18 protein-coding genes are annotated in these 17,794 nt (G+C 69.8%); 9 read left to right on the top strand and 9 right to left on the bottom strand.

Going from position 1 to position 17,794, the window contains the following annotated elements; genetic code table 11:
* Positions 1-163 precede the first annotated feature (163 nt).
* The 4 genes from ACFYZE_RS07315 to ACFYZE_RS07300 all read left to right on the top strand — a co-directional run bounded on the left by ACFYZE_RS07315 (position 164) and on the right by ACFYZE_RS07300 (position 3,578).
* Positions 164-1,156: a phospholipase D-like domain-containing protein gene (locus tag ACFYZE_RS07315; RefSeq protein ID WP_388989787.1), complete on the top strand. Its 993-nt coding sequence runs from the start codon at positions 164-166 to the stop codon at positions 1,154-1,156.
* A gap of 200 nt (positions 1,157-1,356) precedes the next feature.
* On the top strand, positions 1,357-2,361 hold the full coding sequence (locus ACFYZE_RS07310; protein ID WP_388989785.1) for a hypothetical protein: 1,005 nt from the start codon (positions 1,357-1,359) through the stop codon (positions 2,359-2,361).
* Between the two features lie 115 nt (positions 2,362-2,476).
* Entirely contained in the window at positions 2,477-2,992 is a 516-nt protein-coding gene (locus ACFYZE_RS07305) for a hypothetical protein (protein ID WP_388989783.1), read from the top strand.
* A 94-nt stretch (positions 2,993-3,086) separates the two neighbouring features.
* Positions 3,087-3,578, top strand: a complete 492-nt coding sequence (locus ACFYZE_RS07300; protein WP_388989781.1) for a hypothetical protein — start codon at positions 3,087-3,089, stop codon at positions 3,576-3,578.
* Positions 3,579-3,715: 137 nt separating this feature from the next.
* On the opposite strand, the gene ACFYZE_RS07295 is transcribed toward ACFYZE_RS07300, so the two are convergent.
* From ACFYZE_RS07295 to ACFYZE_RS07260, 8 genes are all read right to left on the bottom strand, one after another.
* Entirely contained in the window at positions 3,716-4,987 is a 1,272-nt protein-coding gene (locus ACFYZE_RS07295; RefSeq protein ID WP_388989779.1) for a sugar ABC transporter permease, read from the bottom strand.
* On the bottom strand, positions 4,981-5,763 hold the full coding sequence (locus tag ACFYZE_RS07290; RefSeq protein ID WP_388989777.1) for an ATP-binding cassette domain-containing protein: 783 nt from the start codon (positions 5,761-5,763) through the stop codon (positions 4,981-4,983). The genes ACFYZE_RS07295 and ACFYZE_RS07290 overlap by 7 nt, the downstream gene beginning before the upstream one ends.
* A gap of 164 nt (positions 5,764-5,927) precedes the next feature.
* A complete protein-coding gene (locus ACFYZE_RS07285; RefSeq protein ID WP_388989775.1) occupies positions 5,928-7,019 on the bottom strand; it encodes a sugar ABC transporter substrate-binding protein in 1,092 nt (363 codons plus the stop codon).
* A 535-nt stretch (positions 7,020-7,554) separates the two neighbouring features.
* A complete protein-coding gene (locus ACFYZE_RS07280; RefSeq protein ID WP_388989773.1) occupies positions 7,555-9,141 on the bottom strand; it encodes a Na+/H+ antiporter in 1,587 nt (528 codons plus the stop codon).
* 138 nt (positions 9,142-9,279) lie between these two features.
* Positions 9,280-10,341, bottom strand: coding sequence for an ABC transporter permease (locus tag ACFYZE_RS07275; protein WP_388989771.1), 1,062 nt, complete (start codon positions 10,339-10,341; stop codon positions 9,280-9,282).
* Between the two features lie 722 nt (positions 10,342-11,063).
* Entirely contained in the window at positions 11,064-11,288 is a 225-nt protein-coding gene (locus tag ACFYZE_RS07270) for a hypothetical protein (protein WP_388989769.1), read from the bottom strand.
* Entirely contained in the window at positions 11,285-11,920 is a 636-nt protein-coding gene (locus tag ACFYZE_RS07265; protein ID WP_388989767.1) for a hypothetical protein, read from the bottom strand. Before ACFYZE_RS07265 ends, ACFYZE_RS07270 begins: the two co-directional genes overlap by 4 nt.
* Before the next feature lie 126 nt (positions 11,921-12,046).
* Positions 12,047-12,235, bottom strand: a complete 189-nt coding sequence (locus tag ACFYZE_RS07260; protein WP_388989766.1) for a hypothetical protein — start codon at positions 12,233-12,235, stop codon at positions 12,047-12,049.
* 167 nt (positions 12,236-12,402) lie between these two features.
* Between ACFYZE_RS07260 and mgrA the strand changes: the two genes are divergently transcribed.
* The 4 genes from mgrA to ACFYZE_RS07240 all read left to right on the top strand — a co-directional run bounded on the left by mgrA (position 12,403) and on the right by ACFYZE_RS07240 (position 15,644).
* Positions 12,403-13,446, top strand: a complete 1,044-nt coding sequence (gene mgrA / locus ACFYZE_RS07255; RefSeq protein ID WP_388989764.1) for an L-glyceraldehyde 3-phosphate reductase — start codon at positions 12,403-12,405, stop codon at positions 13,444-13,446.
* A gap of 29 nt (positions 13,447-13,475) precedes the next feature.
* A complete protein-coding gene (locus ACFYZE_RS07250; RefSeq protein WP_388989762.1) occupies positions 13,476-13,802 on the top strand; it encodes a putative quinol monooxygenase in 327 nt (108 codons plus the stop codon).
* 238 nt (positions 13,803-14,040) lie between these two features.
* Positions 14,041-14,553 (top strand): peptide-methionine (S)-S-oxide reductase MsrA, encoded by a 513-nt coding sequence (gene msrA, locus ACFYZE_RS07245; RefSeq protein WP_388989760.1) that lies wholly within the window; start codon positions 14,041-14,043, stop codon positions 14,551-14,553.
* A gap of 272 nt (positions 14,554-14,825) precedes the next feature.
* Positions 14,826-15,644 carry an SAM-dependent methyltransferase gene (locus ACFYZE_RS07240; RefSeq protein ID WP_388989758.1) on the top strand — a complete coding sequence of 273 codons (819 nt, stop codon included), beginning with the start codon at positions 14,826-14,828 and terminating at the stop codon, positions 15,642-15,644.
* Between the two features lie 90 nt (positions 15,645-15,734).
* Here the strand turns inward: ACFYZE_RS07240 and ACFYZE_RS07235 are convergent, their stop codons facing one another.
* Positions 15,735-17,183 (bottom strand): MFS transporter, encoded by a 1,449-nt coding sequence (locus ACFYZE_RS07235; protein ID WP_388989756.1) that lies wholly within the window; start codon positions 17,181-17,183, stop codon positions 15,735-15,737.
* 60 nt (positions 17,184-17,243) lie between these two features.
* Here ACFYZE_RS07235 and ACFYZE_RS07230 point away from each other — a divergent pair, with 60 nt between their 5' ends.
* The gene (locus ACFYZE_RS07230; RefSeq protein ID WP_388989754.1) at positions 17,244-17,723 is read left to right on the top strand and encodes a winged helix-turn-helix transcriptional regulator; all 480 of its coding nucleotides are present in this window, start codon (positions 17,244-17,246) and stop codon (positions 17,721-17,723) included.
* The last annotated feature ends 71 nt before the right edge of the window (positions 17,724-17,794 follow it).

Below are 17,794 nucleotides of genomic sequence, written 5' to 3'. Positions count from 1 at the left end.
TCGCTCACACTGCCCCCCACCTGCTCCGAGTCCACTTTGTCCGCACGTACGGCCTGCCGGTCACACCAAGTTCACCGCGCTGCCCTTCCACGGCTTCTACGCGCGTGGTGTCATGCACGCGCCCACCCCCCGCTCCGTACGTCAACTCGACCAGGAGTCACGCATGCTGTGGAAGGTCCTCGGCCGTGCAGGTGTCGCCTTGGCGGCCGGCGCCGCCGTGCTCGCCACCGCCCTCCCCGCGAACGCCGCGAGCTACTCCGCGTTCGCCTTCTCGCAGAGCGGCAGCCAGCCCACCATCTACGACTTCATCAACTCGGCCACCACCTCGCTCGACATGACCATGTACGAGCTGGAGGACACCACGGCGGTCAACGACCTCATAGCCCTGGAGAACAAGGGCGTCACTGTGCGGGTCGTCCTGGACCGCCAGCACCAGAGCGCGAACGGCTCGGCTTACAACGCCTTGAAGAGCGCGGGCGTGGGAGTGGTGTGGTCGCCGTCCACCTTCGTCTACACCCACCAGAAGACCATCACGGTGGACGACGTCAAGTCGCTGATCCTGACCGGCAACCTCACCTCCCAGTACTACACGACCAGTCGTGACTACGGCGTGTTCGACGACGACAGTCGCGATGTCGCCTCGATCGAAAAGGTCTTCAACGCCGACTACAGCGGCACCTCGATCACCCCGACCGACGGCGACCATCTGCTCTGGTCCCCCACCGACTCCCGCAATCGCCTGCTGTCCGTCATCAACGGCGCCACCGCGAAGCTCGACGTCGAAGAGCTGGAGCTCAGCGACAGCACGGTGGTCAACGCCATCGTGGCGCGGGCGAAGGCGGGGGTGGCCGTGCGGGTGGTCCTGGAGAGCCCGTCCAGTTACTCCAGCGAGGTGTCCGCCATCAAGGCGGCGGGCGGCACCGTCGTCGGCTACTCCGACCCCAACGGCTTCTACATCCACGCCAAGGCGATGGTCGCCGACTACGGTCTGTCCACCCAGAAGGTGGAGGCGGGTTCCATGAACATCAGCAGCAACTCACTGAACAACAACCGCGAGCTGGGCCTCATCCTCACGGGTACCGGGGTGGCGGAGCCGGTGGCCACGACCATAGAGACCACCTTCAGCAGCGACTACTCGGGCGGCACTCCCGCATGACCCGGAGCCGGTGATCCGACCCGATGCCCTGCGGCACACTGTTGCGCGGGCATCGGGAGCCGGAAACTTCCGGCAGGTCTGACCAACGCGTCGAGTGCGTGGGACACTTGGACTGTCGTGCTACGTCCGGAACCGGGGGACGGGGAGTGGTGGGCGAGCAGATGGTGAGCACACCACGCGGTCAGTCGCGTGTGCTCGGCGTGACGCTACTGGCAGTCGGCTGGGTACTGCTGCCGGTCGGGGCGGCCTTCGAGTTCGTCTGCTTCGCCGCGACGCGGCCAGGCGGGAGCAAGCCGGTCTGGTCGCCGCTGGTCGGCTTCGCGCTGGGCCTGATCGGCCTGGCGATCCTGCTGGTGGCCAGGTACTTGGTGCGCCAGGGGAAGCGGCACCTGAGTCCGATCACCACGGCCCAGGAGGTGCTGGACGGCCCGCCCTTCGTCCTGTACCTGCGAACCTTCACCGACGATCCGGCGCTGGGCAGCATCCAGCCCGGAGCGAATCTGCGCGGCACTCTCGGAGACGAGCGCGTCTTCGGTCAGGCCCTGCGTACGGAGGAAGAGCAACTGAGGGTCGCGCTGCGCCCGTTCGGACCGATGGTGGCGGTCGGCCGGCCCGGAGAGCGACTGCCCGAGGTCGGGGCGAGGCGCCTGTACCTGGACCAGCACGACTGGCAGGACACGGTGCTGCAGCTCATGGCGAAGGCCGGTGACCGCGGGTTGGTGCTCATGGGCGCGGGACGGGGAGCGGCACTGCGCTGGGAACTGGCCCAGGCCGTCGCCCTGGTCCCCCCGTCACGGCTGGTGCTGCTGGTCCCCCTGCGGCAGGAGGACTACCAGTCCTTCCGGCGGGACGCCGCCGCCCTGTTCCCCGCCTCGCTTCCCGACCATCCCGCCGGTGCGCGACTGGTGAAGTACAACGCGCGAATCCGCGGCGCCGTCTACTTCGACGAGGACTGGACACCCCACTTCGTGCGCTTCGACACCCCTCGGTCACCCGGCAACTTCCAACGCGTCATCGAGTCGCGCTTCGTCTACGGGTTGCGACCGGTGTACGAGCGCCTTGGCGTCCCCTGGCCAGGCGTCGAACTGCGGCTTCCCACCCACATGCGCCCAACACGCCGCCAGGTGCCGCTCTTCGTCACCGTGCTCGGCGTTCCGCTCGCAGGGCTGGGTTTTCTGGGCTGGACGGTGCTGCACTCCTTGTAGCAGTGCCGCCCTGGCGGACGCGGGCGGGACCGTGACAGCGGTGCCGGCATCCGGGCCGGCCCACGGATGCCGTGCAGCGCCTGCGAGAAGGGCTCCCGGCATGCAGAATGGCAAAGTGACCGATCGTCAGGACCTGCTCTGGAACGCCGACGTCTCCCCGTCCGACTACGCGACGGCCTCCGAGAAGTACCAGGAGGCGATACTCGAGCAGTACAAGCTCTGTGTGGAGATGGCCGACAGGGTGAGCGCCCGCCGCAACCTGGCCAACACCTTCTTCCTGTCGGTCAACACCGCGGCGGTCGCGGCCGTCGCGGCCCTCGCGAGCCACGGACTGTCCACCCTGTCGCGCTGGGGGATCGCCGCAGGTCTGGTGATTCTGCTGGCCCAGTGTGCGGCCTGGTGGGCCATGGTCCGGTCATACCGCCAGCTCAACGCAGCCAAGTACCGGGTGATCGGCATGCTCGAGGAGCGTCTGCCGGCCTTCGCGTACTCCCGTGCCGAGTGGGTCATGCTCGGCGAGGGCCGCGACTGGCGTAGATACCTGCCCTTGTCTCACATCGAGCAGTGGGTGCCCGCCATCTTCGCCCTGTCGTACGTCTTGGGCTCGGCGGCTCTGGTGATGCGGCGGTGACCGCGGTGCAGTTGCGCGGTCACCGGGCTCGCACTGCCGGTTGCTCGCCTCTGTGACATCATGCGGCACATTGGACGACCGGGAGGAGGTGACCATGCCGACAGTCGCCGTCACCGGACACATGGATCTCACGGAGACGACCGTCGAGCGGGTCCGCGCCGCGCTGGACGAACTGCTGGGCGGGACGGGGCGCGACGACACTCTGATCGGCGTGTCATGCCTGGCCGCCGGCGCGGACACCGTGTTCGCCGAGGCCGTGCTCGACGCGGGCGGGGCCCTGGTCGTCGTACTGCCGTCGCGGGACTACCGCACGGCGAAGGTGAGGCCCCGGCAGGCGGCGCTCTTCGACCGCCTGGTGGCCGCCGCGTCGGAGGTCCTCGTCATGCCCTTCGCCGAGGCCGGCCCACCCGCCTACCAGGCTGCCAACGCTGAGCTGATAGCGCGGGCCGACACGCTGGTCGCGGTCTGGGACGGCACCGAGCCCGAAGGCCGGGGCGGTGGAACGGCGGACATGGTCATGGAGGCCCGTCGCGCGGGAGTCCCCGTGCGGGTGGTCTGGCCCGCAGGAGCGGAGCGGCGGGGGTAGGGCGGGCCCGGCCCATGCCCGCAGCCGGCTCGGATTCGGGTCGTCGGCCGGCATGAGCGATGCCACCGGCTCGTCCGGGATTCGACCAGACGGGTGTTCGTTGTCCGAGGTGGGGGTTGCCGCCCGTCGCTCGCCCCTCACGCCCGGCCATGCGCCTCCTGCGACCGTCGTGACAGCGCGTCGATGACCGCCGCCGCGAACAGCACCCCGCCGGTGATCACGAACTGGAGGGCGACCGGGATGCCCGTGATCGCCATGCCCGAGGAGATCGACTGGATGATCAGCGCGCCGAGCACTGCGGACCAGGTGGTGCCGCGTCCGCCGAACAGGCTGGTGCCGCCGATGACCGCGGCCGCGATGGCGTTGAGCAGCAGGACGCCCGAGCCGGAGGACTGGCTCACGGAGGTGATCCGTGAGGCGAGGAACAGGCCGCCGATCGCGGCCATCGTGCCCGAGACCGCCAGCACCGCGGTCTGTATCCAGACCACGCTCAGACTGGCGCGGCGGGCCGCCTCGATGCCGCCGCCGAGTGCGTAGACCTGCCGTCCGTAGCGCGTGCCGCGCAGCAGGACGTCCAGGCCTGCCGTGATGACGAGGAAGATCAGGAGGGCCAGCGGCAGGCCCTGGAACCGGTTCAGTACGTAGGCGGCGCCGAACGCGACCACCGCGAGTGCTCCCGTGCGCACCCCGATCTCGCCGAGCGAACGGTGCGGCAGGTCGAGAGCGCGCCGGCGTCGCCTGTCCCGGTAGGAGATGAGGAAGAGCAGGCCGGCGCCGAACGCCGCCAGACCGTAGGCGACGCTGTGGTTGCCGAAGTAGTAGCTGGTCAGCCGGGCGACGAAACCGTTCTCGTTGAGGTCGATGGTGCCGGTGCTGCCGAGGATGTAGAGCATGACGCCGTTCCAGGTGAGCAGTCCCGCCAGCGTGACCACGAACGCGGGCACGCGGGTCCGGGCGACGGAGAATCCCTGGATGGTCCCCGCCGCGGTGCCCGTGAGGACGGCGAGGATGACGGCGAGCCATTCGGGCATGCCGTTGTTGACGTTCAGTACGGCGAAGACGGCCGCCGCGAGGCCGCTGGTCGAGCCGACCGACAGGTCGAGCTCACCGATCAGCAGTACGAAGACAATGCCGACCGCGATCAGGCCCGTACCGACGATGTCGACACTGAGGTTGGACAGGTTCCGAGGTGAGAGGAAGTTGGGGTTGAGCAACTGGAAGACGATCCACACCGCGGCGAGCACGAGGATGACCGGGAGCGAGCCCAGTTCACCGGCGATGAACCTGCGCCGGGACGCAGCGGCCCAGCCCGCGAGGACAGGGACGATCTTCCGCCCGGTCTGCGGCTGGCGGGGGGCGGCGGGGGCGTCCCGCGTGTCGGCTGCCCTCTTGCGGCTCTCTTTCACCACTCCACCTCCCGGTGGGCCACCCGATGGGGGACGTTCTCCGTGGCCCCGGTGATGGAGGAAATGATCTCTTCCTGAGACGCGGTGTTCACGTTGAAGAAGCCGTTGTTGCGGCCCAGCCGCAGCACGGCGGCCCGGTCTGCGAGAGCTTTGACGTCGGCCATGTTGTGACTGATGAGCAGCACTGCCATGCCGCGGTCACGCAGATGGTCGACGAGTTCCAGGACCTCGGCGGTCTGCTGGATGCCGAGGGAGGCCGTCGGCTCGTCCAGGAGGAGGAGCCGCGGGTCGCCGAGGAGCGAGCGCGCGATGGCGACCATCTGCCGCTGGCCGCTGGAGAGGGAGACGACCGGGGAGCGCAGATCGGCCAGGCCGGTCGCCAGTCGCTTCAGCAGGTCCCGGGTGCAGCGTTCCATCTCCACTTCGTCGAGGAATCCGAACCTTCGGATTTCGCGCCCGAGGAACAGGTTGCCGACGACGTCGAGGTTCCCGCACAGGGCGAGGTCCTGGTAGACGGTGGCGATGCCGAGTCCCCGGGCGTCGTGGGGACGCCTGATCTGCACCGGCCGGCCCTCCCACTCGATGACGCCCGTGTCCGCGGGCGCGACGCCGGAGATCACCTTGACCAGTGTGGACTTGCCGGCCCCGTTGTCGCCCAGAAGCGCCACGACCTCGCCTGCGCGAACCTCCAGTTCGATGTCGGTGAGGACCTGAACGACGCCGAAGCGCTTGCAGACGCCGTGCAGTGCCAGCAGGGGTTGAGCCGGCACGGAAACCATCTCCTTCCCGGGCCCGGCCGTGGTGCACGGCCTGTCCGTCCTGTCCGGCCTGTCCGGTCTGTCCGGCCTGTTAAGCCGCCCGTTCGGCCTGTTCGGCCGGTTCAGCCGCCGTTCGGCACGTCCGGCCGGTTCAGTCGCCGTTCGGCACGTTCAGCCTGTTCGGCCTATCCGGTGAGTCCGGCCTTGTCGCAGGCCGTCCTGAGTCGGGGAATGCAGATCTGCTGGATCGTGTAGACCCCGCCTTTCACGAGGGTGTCCTTGATGTTGTGGGCGGTCACGGCCACCGGGGTGAGGAGGACCGCCGGGACCGCCTTCTCACTGCGGTTGCTCACCTTGCCGGTGGCGACGCGGTCGAGGCTCTCGCCACGGGCGGCGGCCACGGCCATGGCGGCGCCCGCGGCGGCCTCGGGCTGGAACGGCTTCCAGACAGTCATGTACTGCTCGCCGCCGACGATCCGCCGGACTGCTCCGAGGTCCGCGTCCTGGCCGGTGACCGGGGGCAGCGGGCTGATCTTGTTGGCTTTGAGGGAGGAGATGATGCCCGAGGCGAGGGCGTCGTTCGCGGAGTAGACGCCGTCGATGTGGTCGGCGCCCAGGTCGGCGATGGCTCCCGACATGCTCATGTTGGCCAGGTCCGACCGCCACATGGGCGTGTCGAACATTTTGCCGATCTTGACCTTGCCTCTGAGCACCGACAGGGCTCCTTCCTTGAACGCGACGGCGTTGGGGTCGGTGGGGTCGCCGTTGATCATGACGATCTCGTCACCGTGCCCTCTGTCATGCATGGCCTGCAGGAGCGCCCTGCCCTGGAGCCTGCCGACCTCCTGGCCGTTGAAGGAGACATAGCCCGAGATGGGGCCCTCGGACAGGCGGTCGTAGGCGATCACCGGGATACCCGCCTGAGCCGCCTTCCCGACCGCGGAACTGAGCGCCCTGGCGTCGACCGCCACGAGCACCAGCGCATCGACCCCTCTGGTGATCATGGAGTCGACCTGCTGCTGCTGGGTGGCCACATCACCTCGGGCGTTGGCGTGTTCGACCGTGCAGTCGCCGCACAACTCCTTGATCTTCTTCTCCAGCAGGGGCCTGTCGTTCGCCTCCCAGCGGGACGTGACCGCATCCGGCACCAGCACGCCGATGCTGGGACCGCTCCCGCCGCCGACGGCGTTCCCGCCGCCCTGTCCGCAGGACGCGAGCGCGACGGCCACCGACACCGCGGTCAGAGCGAGGACGGCGTTCCGTATGCAGGTCTTCATGCGGGAGACCTCCCTGGGCCTTCCCACCGGGGCGAGGCCCGATCAGGTCCTCAGCCGAGGGCGGCCTGGACCGGCAGGTTTCCACAGGTCCCGGGTCGGGACGGATCCCGGGTGGGGCCAGGTCCCGGTCGGGACAGGTCCCGGGTCCGGAGTCGTCGGCCCGGCAGCGCACGTGGGCACGGCTGCGCCGTTCGGCGGCGGGGCCCTCGGCGGCGTCGTCGACAGGACAGGTCGTCCAGCGGGCACCGGCGCCTCCCAGACTGCGCACGGCCGTACCCGGCCTCCCCACCATGTCACCCGTACCGGCGGGCCGAGGCCCGCCCGAGGGCAGACGGCGACGATGCGGGCGCATGCGCTCTGCGCCCGCAACGTGCCGTCCGAGAGTGACATGACGGCCACGTCGTCAGTCTGGCATCGGCCGCGACTACCTGCGAGCGCAACGGGTCCATACCGGTGGCCGGCGCCGGCCGGGGGGACGGGCGCCGGCCGGCCGGACGTCCTCAGCCACGCAGGAGCGGGTCACCGGGACCGGCAGTCAACCGCGGTCGCGGAGGCTGGCTTCCTCGAGGTCGAGTTCGTGCTGGATCCGGCGCCGGGTGGCGTTGCTGATCTTGTTGGCTTCGTAGAGGCGCTGGAGCTCGGCCGCCTCGATCGCGATGAGTGTCCGCCGTATCTCGCGGTAGACGTCGGCAGGACGGGCGTCCGGGTCGCTGTAGTCGGCGTCTTCGACCTGGTGGATACGCGCTTCCAGATGGCGACGTGCCTGTTTCAGGGCGGCCTCGGCGGCGCCACCCAGTTCGGCGAGCTGATCCAGATCGCCGAGCTGTTTGAGCTCTTCGAGAGCGGCGCGGGCGATGTGTCGGCGGGTCCTGGCCTCCTCGCGGGCGGTGTGCTCCGGTTCCAGAGCGATGCCGGAGCGGCGGACGACAGAGGCGAGGGTGAACCCCTGGAAGACGAGAGTGAGCACGACGGTCCCGGTGGTGAGCGTGAGGATGAGCGCCCGGTGCGGCAGCGGCGCCCCTGCGTCGGTGGTCAGGGGGATGGAGAGCGTGGCGGCCAGCGGCATGACACCTCGGGTGCCTGCCCAGGACAGGACGGCCGGAACGCGCCAGGAGAGACGACCCTCGCCCTCACTGTGCCGGTGCTGCATCAGGGCGGACAGCGGGAAGACCCACAGCAGGCGGATCCCCAGCACGGTGAAGGCGATCACCGGCACCCACAGCGGCCAGCCGCGCTCGTCGTGCGCGAGATGGCGGACGGCGGAGGGGAGCTCCAGGCCGATGAGGGCGAAGACGACGCTCTCCAGCAGGAAGGCCACGGTGTCGTAGACGGCGTGGACCTGGAGGCGGATGGGGGCGTTGCTGAGCTTGTGACCGGTGCTCCCGAGCACGACGCCGGACACGATGACGGCGGTCACGCCCGAGGTGTGCGATTGCTCCGCGATGACGTACGAGGCGTACGGAGTGACCAACGCGATGACGGTGTCCAGCATGGGGTCCTCGGTCCGTCGGCGGATGAGGGCCACCACGGCGGCGACCGCCGCGCCGATGAGGACCCCTCCGCCCGCGAGGATCAGGAACTGCTCGACGGTGCCGGACACGGTGATGGCGCTGCCGGAGACCGCGGTGGCCACGGCGACCTTGTACAGGACCAGGGACGTGGCGTCGTTGAACAGGCTTTCCGCCTGCACCATGGCCTGCACGCGCGGGGGGAGGGACAGGCGCCGGCCGAGCGCGGTCACGGCCACGGGGTCGGTGCTGGCCAGGACCGAGCCGAGGATGAACGCGGTCGCGGCGGTCAGCGGGGTGATCGCTCGGGCCACGTACCCGACGGCGATGGCCGAGGCGAGTACCAGGCCGAAGACCAGGCCGGTCACGGGCCGCCACACGGTGCGCAGGTCGCGGACGGAGATGTCCCCGGCCGAGGCGAAGAGCAGTGGCGGCAGCACCAGCACGTTGATCGTGTGAGGAGGCAGGCGCACCTCGGGAACCCATGGCATCAGCCCGACGACAAGACCGGCGACGACGAGCAGCGAGGGGGCCGGCAGGCTCCAGCGCCGCGCACCGGTCGCCACGGCTGTGGCCAGGACCACGAGCAGAAGGACGACGGTCAGGCCGGTCATGGTGCGTCCCCGGGTGGGTTACGGCTTGTCACTACGCTCTGACCAGGCTTTATCAACGTAACCGACCTCGGGCGGCGCCGCAGCCGCCGACCTCTCGCGCACCTTTTCGACCCACAGGGCGGTTTGGTTGCCCGCTCCTCACGTGCTTCCCGCATCGGGCGCGGTGGGCGGTGCGCTCGTCCGGCCGCCGGGGTTGCGCGCGTGCAGGGCAAGGAAGACCGACGTGCCGGCCAGGCACCACGCGGCGAGCACGACATAGGGCTGGACGTGCTGGTCGTGAGGGAAGTAGATGGCGTTGCGCTGGGCACTCACCGACGCGCCCGGGGGCAGGAACCGCCCCAGAAAGCCCAGGAGCGGGGGGAGCAACGGCCAGGCGACCGCGCCCCCGGAGGAGGGATTGCCGAGGATGACCAGCAGCACCCACGTCGGCAGGAGTGCCCAGCGGCCCAGGAAGGTGTGGAACGCGGTGAAGATCATGCCGGCGGTGAACATCGTGAGGGCGCAGATTCCCCACGACTGGGAGAACGGCAGCCGCACCACGCCGAGCACCCAGTCGGTCATGGCGCAGATGGACAGGCCGCCCAGCACGGAGTAGCCGGCGGTGGCGGCGATCCGTTCGGCGGGGCGCAGTGCCGCGGCGTGCACTCCGAGCTGGATCGCACCGACGAAACCGAGGATGGTCGACCCCAGGGCGATGTAGAAGATCGCGAGTCCCTGGGGGTCGGTGGCCGGAAGCGGTTTGACGTCCCTGACCTGGACGGGGACGCCCAGCGCCCGGCCCACCGCCGGGGCACTCCGGCTGAGGACCCGGGCGACCGACGCGCCCGACGCGCTCGCCACGTCGACCTCGACCCCGGCCGGATGGCGCTGCAGGATCGCGAACTCCCGCTGTGCGTCGACCGCGGCGAGGGCCCTGTCGTAGTCGGCATACGGGTGGAGGACCAGCGAGGTGCGCAGCGCGGCCTCCAGCGCGCCGACGAACCGTTCGCCCTTGACCGACTTTCCCGTCACCGCGACGGGGATGCGATGCGGTACGGGATTGGCCATGGCGAAGCAGTAGGCGCCGACGAAGAGCCCGGCCAGGGCCGCGATGATGGGGGAGATCACGACGGCCGGCACGAAGCGCGAGGACCTCAGTCGCGACCATCCGCCCTGACGGGGCTGCCGACCAGGCTCCGCTGCGGACCGATGCTCGCCCATGGCCGTGATCGTATGGGGGCGTGGAGGGCCGCCCCCGGCTGCCGCACCGGACGCGTCACCGGCATGCCGGACCCGTGTCGACCGCGTCGGTGACCTCGAGGCCGTCGTCCTCGCCCTCCACAACGTGACGCTGCCCTTCGCGCGCAACATCGGCGGCCCGATGGACTACACCATCTGCTACGGCCAGTCGCGTGACAAGACGACCAACGCCCACCAGAGGGCGATGGCGGCGGTCTACTACCAGCCGCTGAACTTCCTCTTCTGGTACGACAAGCCCTCGAAGTACTCCCCTCCCGAGCGTGACCTCGCAGTCCACGCTCGACGTCGCCATGGCCGGCGCGGGAGGCCAGGCGATCATCCTGAAGCCGAGCTGACCTCGGGCGGTCGTCGCCTGCGCCCAGCCCTCGAAGAGCCGGATGGTGCGGTCGACGTGTTCCCCGTGCAGGTGGTGGCCGGAGTCAGGCCGGTTCTCCACGCGGCACCCCGGTGGGAGCGCGGCACGTGCAGCGTGCCGCGCGCCGAGGTCTCCGCCGCCCGGTCCGTACGTACGGTGAGCACCGACCGGGTGCGCGGGCAGGGCCCGACACCGCCTCTCGGCGCCACGATGCGGAGGACGGGTTCCGGACCGAGGCGCAGTACCTCGCCGTGGATCTCGACGCCGCTCCGTGACGGGTATGGCGGTCTTGATGCCGGTCGCGGCACCTCCGCCTGCGCCGGCCCGTTCACAGGGCGCTTCTCAGGGGTCGCAGCGCAGCGGTGCCGACCCGCGCCATCGCGGAGACCGGTGATCCCGCCCATCGCATGAGGTCGCGCGGCAAGCCGGCGTCGAGCTCGATGGTCACCCGCACGTATCGGGTGTGCAGCCGAGTGACCTTGACGGGACGCGGTACGGCGGTGTCCGGTTCGCGCTGCAATGCGGCTCGGTAGGCGTCCTTGCGCTGGTTCATGCTGTGTCCTGTCGCTTGATGAGTTCGTCCACGAGGTCCATGTACGCCGAGCCTTTGACCTCGACGGGACTGCCGAATGACTGGGCATACAAGTCGAGCCGCGGAATGTGGGTGGACAACACCTCGAATCCCCGCTCGGTGAGAGCCTCGCGGGCGTCGGCGTCGGGACCGGTGCGCGTGGCTTCGGCACGATTCGTTCGGTTCAGCAGAACGGAGGCGCGCGCCGGCTGGGCGCGCAAGGACTGTACGTCGCCCATCTCGCCGCCGATGGGCGCCATGCGATCCAGCTCGATGGGAGCCGGGGTCACCGGCAGGATCCACTCGCTCGCGTACCTCATGATGCTCCGGGTGATGGGCGCGTGGTCCTCCAGCTGCGGGGCGTCGAAGACGACGGCCTTCCGGTCGCCGAGGAAGTCGTTCACGCGCCGGTGCACGTCGCCCACCGGAAGAGCGACCACCGGGAACGGGAAGCCACCGGCCAGTTCGCTCCAGCGCAGCGCGGAGGAGGCGGCGTCACTGTCGACCAGCAGCGGTGGGATGCCCGACTCGTGAAGTGCGTGCGCCAACCAGACCGCGCTCGTCGTCTTTCCCACTCCGGGCTTCAGGTTCACAAAGGCGTAGCTCAGCGACACAGGAGCCAACGTATGGTCGCGAGCGGCCTTGGGCCGTCGGCTCGGGGCACGCGGCCCGATCCTTCACCCCGCGGCGCCGATGATTCATTCGTATGGGCCAGTACGGAAGCCGCAAGGCCATGGAGCTCAGCCGGCCGCCGCGACCGCGTCCCTGATGAGGCGGCCGGCGGCCGCGTCGGGACGGGCGACGTCATGGGTCACCAAGCGGTCCTGGCACAAGCCGCGCAGGCCGGAGACGAGCAGCGTGGCCCCTGCCCGGGCCTGTTGTGGCGGGTGCCCCAGCCGGACGTATGCGTCGGCGACGGGGCCGACCATGGCCTCAGACTCGAAGCCCTGGAGCGCCGGATCCCATTCAGAAGCAACACTGCTGGATCCCATGAAACGGCGCTATTGGACTTCACAGTCGCGCAGGAGCACCGTTGGGAGCGGCCCCCTCGAACCCGACGGGGACGTCCTTCACCGCACCACCCGGAGATCGTCCGATGAACCACGTCGCGGATCCTGAGCGTTACAACGGCACCATGCGCTACCGCCGCACCGGCCGCTCAGGGCTCGACCTTCCCGTCCTGTCCCTGGGCTACTGGCACAATTTCGGCGACAACCGGCCGTTCGAGGCCCAGCGCGAGATCGCGCTGCGCGCCTTCGACCTCGGGATCACCCACCACGACCTCGCGAACAACTACGGCCCGCCCTACGGCTCCGCGGAGATCAACTTCGGGCGCCTGATGAAGCAGGACCTCGCGCCGTACCGGGACGAACTGGTGATCTCCACCAAGGCCGGCTGGGACATGTGGCCCGGCCCCTACGGCCAGGGCGGCGGCTCCCGCAAGTACGTGCTCGCCTCGCTCGACCAGTCTCTGCGGCGCATGGGCCTGGAGTACGTCGACATCTTCTACTCCCACCGGCTCGACGCGACCACCCCGCTCGAGGAGACGATGGGCGCGCTCGACACCGCCGTGCGTCAGGGCAAGGCGCTCTACGTCGGCATCTCCTCCTACGACGCCGAACGGACCCGCGAGGCGGCCGCCATCCTCCGGGACCTGGGCACCCCGCTCCTCATCCACCAGCCGTCGTACAGCATGCTCAACCGCTGGATCGAGACCGACGGTCTGCTTGACACCGCCCAGGAGGAGGGCTTCGGCGTCATCGGGTTCACGGCCCTCGCCCAGGGGCTCCTGACCGGCCGGTACCTCGACGGCGTCCCCGGTGACTCGCGGGCCGCGCAGGGCACGTCGTTCGACACGGCGTGGCTGTCGGACGACATGCTGCACCGGCTGCGCGCTCTCAACGACATCGCGGCCCGTCGCGGGCAGACCCTGGCCCAGATGGCCCTCGCCTGGGCCCTGCGCGACAAGCGCGTCACCTCCCTCGTCATCGGCGCGTCGCGCACCGAACAGCTGGAACAGAACGTCGCCGCGCTGGACAACCTCGACTTCACCACCGAGGAACTGGCCGAGATCGACAAGTACGCCACCGACGGCGGCGTCGACCTGTGGCAGGACGCCCGCCTCGGAAACCTCGGCTGACCGTCACCCGTACGACAGAGAGCAGCGAAATGATCTTCATCACGGCAAAGTTCCGGATCAAGCCGGAGCACGCGGAGCACTGGCCGGAGATCGTCCGGGAATTCACCGAGGCCACCCGCGGCGAACCCGGCTGCCTCTGGTTCGACTGGTCACGCAGCCTGGCCGACCCGGCCGAGTACGTACTCGTCGAGGCCTTCCGCGACGCCGACGCCGGCGCCGCACACGTCCAGTCCGCCCACTTCAGGGCCGCGCAGCAAACCCTGCCGCCGTATCTGGCGGAGACACCGCGGATCGTCAACACGGAAATCGAACAGGACGACTGGTCCTTGCTCGGGGAGATGGCCGTCGAGGACTGATCTCGAGGCGTAGGGCCCGAGGTTCTGCCGCGCGCCCGTCAGCACACAAGGGGCCCCTGTCGCGGTGCACGGCGACAGGGGCCCGCTGACAAGCCGCGCGCACGGCGGCCGGGGGGCCGGTTGGGCCGGCGCGGAATTGTCAGGGGCCCTCACGCGCTGACGTAGGCAGAGGAAACGCCGACGGTGTGCGAGCCGAGCGGCGCGAGCGACCGAGGCGACAGACAGTGAAGGGGCCGACATGGCAGCGCAGACGCAGAGGGCCGTACTGGCGGGCGGATGTTTCTGGGGGATGCAGGACCTGATCCGCCGGCTCCCGGGCGTGACGGCGACCCGGGTCGGCTACACCGGGGGTGACGTGCCGAACGCGACGTACCGCAACCACGGGACCCACGCGGAGGCCATCGAGATCCTTTTCGACCCCGAGAAGACCGACTACCGCACGATCCTGGAGTTCTTCTTCCAGATCCACGACCCGAGCACCAAGAACCGCCAGGGCAACGACATCGGCCTCAGCTACCGCTCGGCGATCTACTACGTGGATGACGAGCAGAAGCGGATCGCCGAGGACACCATCGCGGACGTGGACGCCTCCGGCCTGTGGCCGGGCAAGGTCGTCACCGAGGTCGAGCCGGTCGGACCCTTCTGGGAGGCCGAGCCCGAGCACCAGGACTACCTGGAGCGCTACCCCGACGGCTACACCTGCCACTTCCCTCGCCCGGGCTGGCGGCTGCCCGCCCGCACGGAGGGCTGAACCACTCCGCCACCGGCACAGGCCACGATCTGCGTCAGTGGTCGCCACACCGGTGCCCACGTCGTCGCCCGCAGCCGACGCGGCCCGGTGACGGCGACCGGGCCCGAGCGGAGCAGACCCCGCACGGGCCCACACCGACCAGTGGAATCGTCGGTCGACCGTGATCGGGCGTGACTGCTCCCGGTCACCGGTCACCGGTCTGTGCGGGGAAGCCCGTCCAAGGATTCCAAAGTGATGGTCAGCAGGCGCCGTTGCGGGGCAGGATTGCCGGCATGACGGATGAAGGCTCCTCCATCGACCCCACCAAGCCCAGTATCGCGCGCGTCTACGACTACCTGCTCGGCGGCAAGGACAACTACGCCGTGGACCGGGAGATCGGCGACGTGTTCAAACGTGACCTTCCTGGTTCGGTGGCAATCGCCTTCGCCAATCGCGCGGCCCTGACCCGGGCGGTCGGTGAGATCGCGACGACCACCGACGTACGGCAGTTCATCGACCTGGGCAGTGGTCTTCCGACCGCCGACAACGTCCACCAGGTCGCGCAACGGCACGCTCCGGAGTCCCGGGTCGTGTACGTGGACACCGACCCCCAAGTGCTGGTCCACGGCCGGGCGCTGTTGGAGGAGAACGACCGGACCCGGTTCGTCCCGGCCGACGTACGCGACCCCGAGGCCGTGCGCACCCACCCGGACACCCAGGAACTGATCGACTTCGACCGCCCCGTCGCCGTCATGTTCAGCGCCATCCTTCACCACGTCAACGACGAGGAGGACCCGGCCGGAATCGTCCGCTACTGGCGCGACCGCGTGCCCTCCGGGAGCTACTTCTTCGTCAGCCACTTCCGCTCCGGCAACAATCCGGAGACGTCGGAGGCCGAGGCGGTCCTCCAGCGGACTTTCGGCCGCGGCCGGTGGCGCACCGACGAGGAGATCGAAGCCCTCCTGGATGGTCTGGAGATCCTCGAACCCGGTATCGTCCCCGCGTCCCGATGGCGTCCGGACGTGGTCGACAACCCGTGGAGCAGCGGCGGCGAACGTGAACTCACCGTCTGGGAGCGTCTCATCGCCGCCGGGCTGGCCCGGAAGGCCTAGTACTTGCCAGGGTGATCGTGCCACCGCCGTGTGCCTGTGTCGTTGGTCCCAGGCGCACGGCGCCCACCCCGTCCCGCACTGTCCGAACCATCACGTGGCCGAGGCGGAGACTTCCGGCTCGGGCTTCTGCGACGCGGCGGACGCCGTCCGGTCCCGGCCGCCGCCACGGCTGAGGTGCACGCCGATCGCCGACGTCGCCAGGCCCAGTACGGCGGCTGCGCACCAGACGATCCGGAAGTCGTGACGTGAGCCGGCACCTACGTGGGAGCCGACCACCGCAACCAGGACGGCCACTCCGACCGTGGCCGAGATCTGGCGGACGGAGTTGACCAGGGCCGACCCGGTCGCCGCTCGGTGTCCGGGCAGGGCGTGCACACCGGCGGCCACCAGAGTGCCCAGGGCCAGCCCGATGCCCGTACCGGTCAACAGCTGGCTGGGCAGCAAGTCATGCACATAGTCCGGCATGACTGACGCGAAGCACGCGCGCCAGACCATGCCGCCGGTGAACAGCAATCCGCCCACAGCGACCAGCGGACCGTGCCCGAAGCGCTGCGCGGCGCGGGCGGTCAGAAGGGTGACGACCGGTACGAGGGCGGGACCGGGGACCAGAGCGACACCGGTACGCAGCGCGCTCCAGTGCCAGACCTCCTGGCACCACAGCACATTGGACAGCAGCATGATCGCGAAGGCGACGCCGAACACGAGACTGCCCGCGTTCGCCGCTCCGAAGCGTGGCAGCCGCAGCAGGTCCAGCTCGAACAGCGGGCGGGGGTGCCGCAGGGACCTGAGGACGAACGCGGCCCCGCTGATCACGGCAACGGCCAGGAGCAACGCGGTCCTGCCGCTCGCCCAGCCCCAGTCGGGCGCCTGCACCAGCGCCCCGGACAGCGCCGCGACCGACGCGATGAGCAGCAGGGCGCCGAAGAAGTCGGGCAGCCCTCCGGCCTCCCCGGCGGCCGGCTTCGGCAGCACCGCTCGGCCGGCGACGAGCGCCGCGATGCCTATGGGCACGTTGACGGCGAAGACCCACCTCCAGTCCACCTCGACCAGGAGGCCGCCGGCGACGGGCCCGGCGGCTGCGGCGAGTCCGCCGACCGCAGCCCAGATCCGGGTGGCGTGAGTACGGCGCTCGGCCGGCACCGCCGCCAGCAGCAGGGCCAGGGACGTCGGGATCTGGGCGGACGCTCCGACGGCCTGCACCACGCGGGCCACGACGAGCGTCCACAGGTTCGGGGCCAGGGCACAGCCCAGCGACGCGAGGGTGAAGACGGCGATCCCGGTGAGGAAGACCGGCCGCTGGCCTATGCGGTCACCGGCACGCCCGGCCACCACCAGCAGCGCGGCGAAGGTGATCGCGTAGGCGTTGAGGACCCAGGACAGTGAACCCAGGGCCGTGCCCCCGCCGTCCCCGGAGAAGGTCGCTCCCATGGCCGGAAGTGCGACGTTCACGATCCACAGATCCAGGTTGGTCATGAAGACGGCCACCAGGACGACCGCGACCGCGCGAGGGCGCTTTGAAAAGCCAAGCATCTTGGGCATGGCACCAGTGAAGCATGCGGGTGGTTTGGAATTCAAACCGTGCCGAGTGATACTGGAGCCATGACCAGGCGCATCGATCCCGAGGACATGGCCGGACGCCCCTGCTCACTCGCCGCCGCCCTGCAAATCGTCGGCGACCGGTGGGCCCTGCCGGCGATCCGCGAGGTCATGCTCGGCAACCACCGGTTCCGGCAGATCGCCCGGAACACCGGTGCTCCCACGGACCGTCTGGCGGCGCGCCTGAAGGCGCTGGTGGAGAGCGGTGTCCTCGAACGGCGCCCGCTGCCCGCCGACGCACGCCACAGCGGCTACTACCTGACGGAGGCGGGGCGCGACCTCGCGGGCGTCACCCGCGAGCTCATCGGCTGGGGCGACCGCTGGGCCGTCACCACGCCACCCGTTCGGCTCCTCCACCGGGACCACGAACTCGTCACCCACGCCGTCTGCGAGATCTGCGGGGAGCAGGTCCTGGCCGAGGACGTCCACCGGGAGGAGAAGATCCCCGGCTGGGACCGCTCCGGTCCGGTGCAAGCCCCGTAGACCGTGCGGTGGTCGTCGATCCCTCCCCGATCGGGCGTGCGATCTCGGCGCGATCGTCACAGCTGTGTCAC

This window comes from Streptomyces sp. NPDC001796, from assembly GCF_042892355.1.
Taxonomy (GTDB): domain Bacteria; phylum Actinomycetota; class Actinomycetes; order Streptomycetales; family Streptomycetaceae; genus Streptomyces.
Note: the sequence above shows the minus strand (reverse complement) of the source record. Positions and strands in the feature narration are given on the sequence as shown.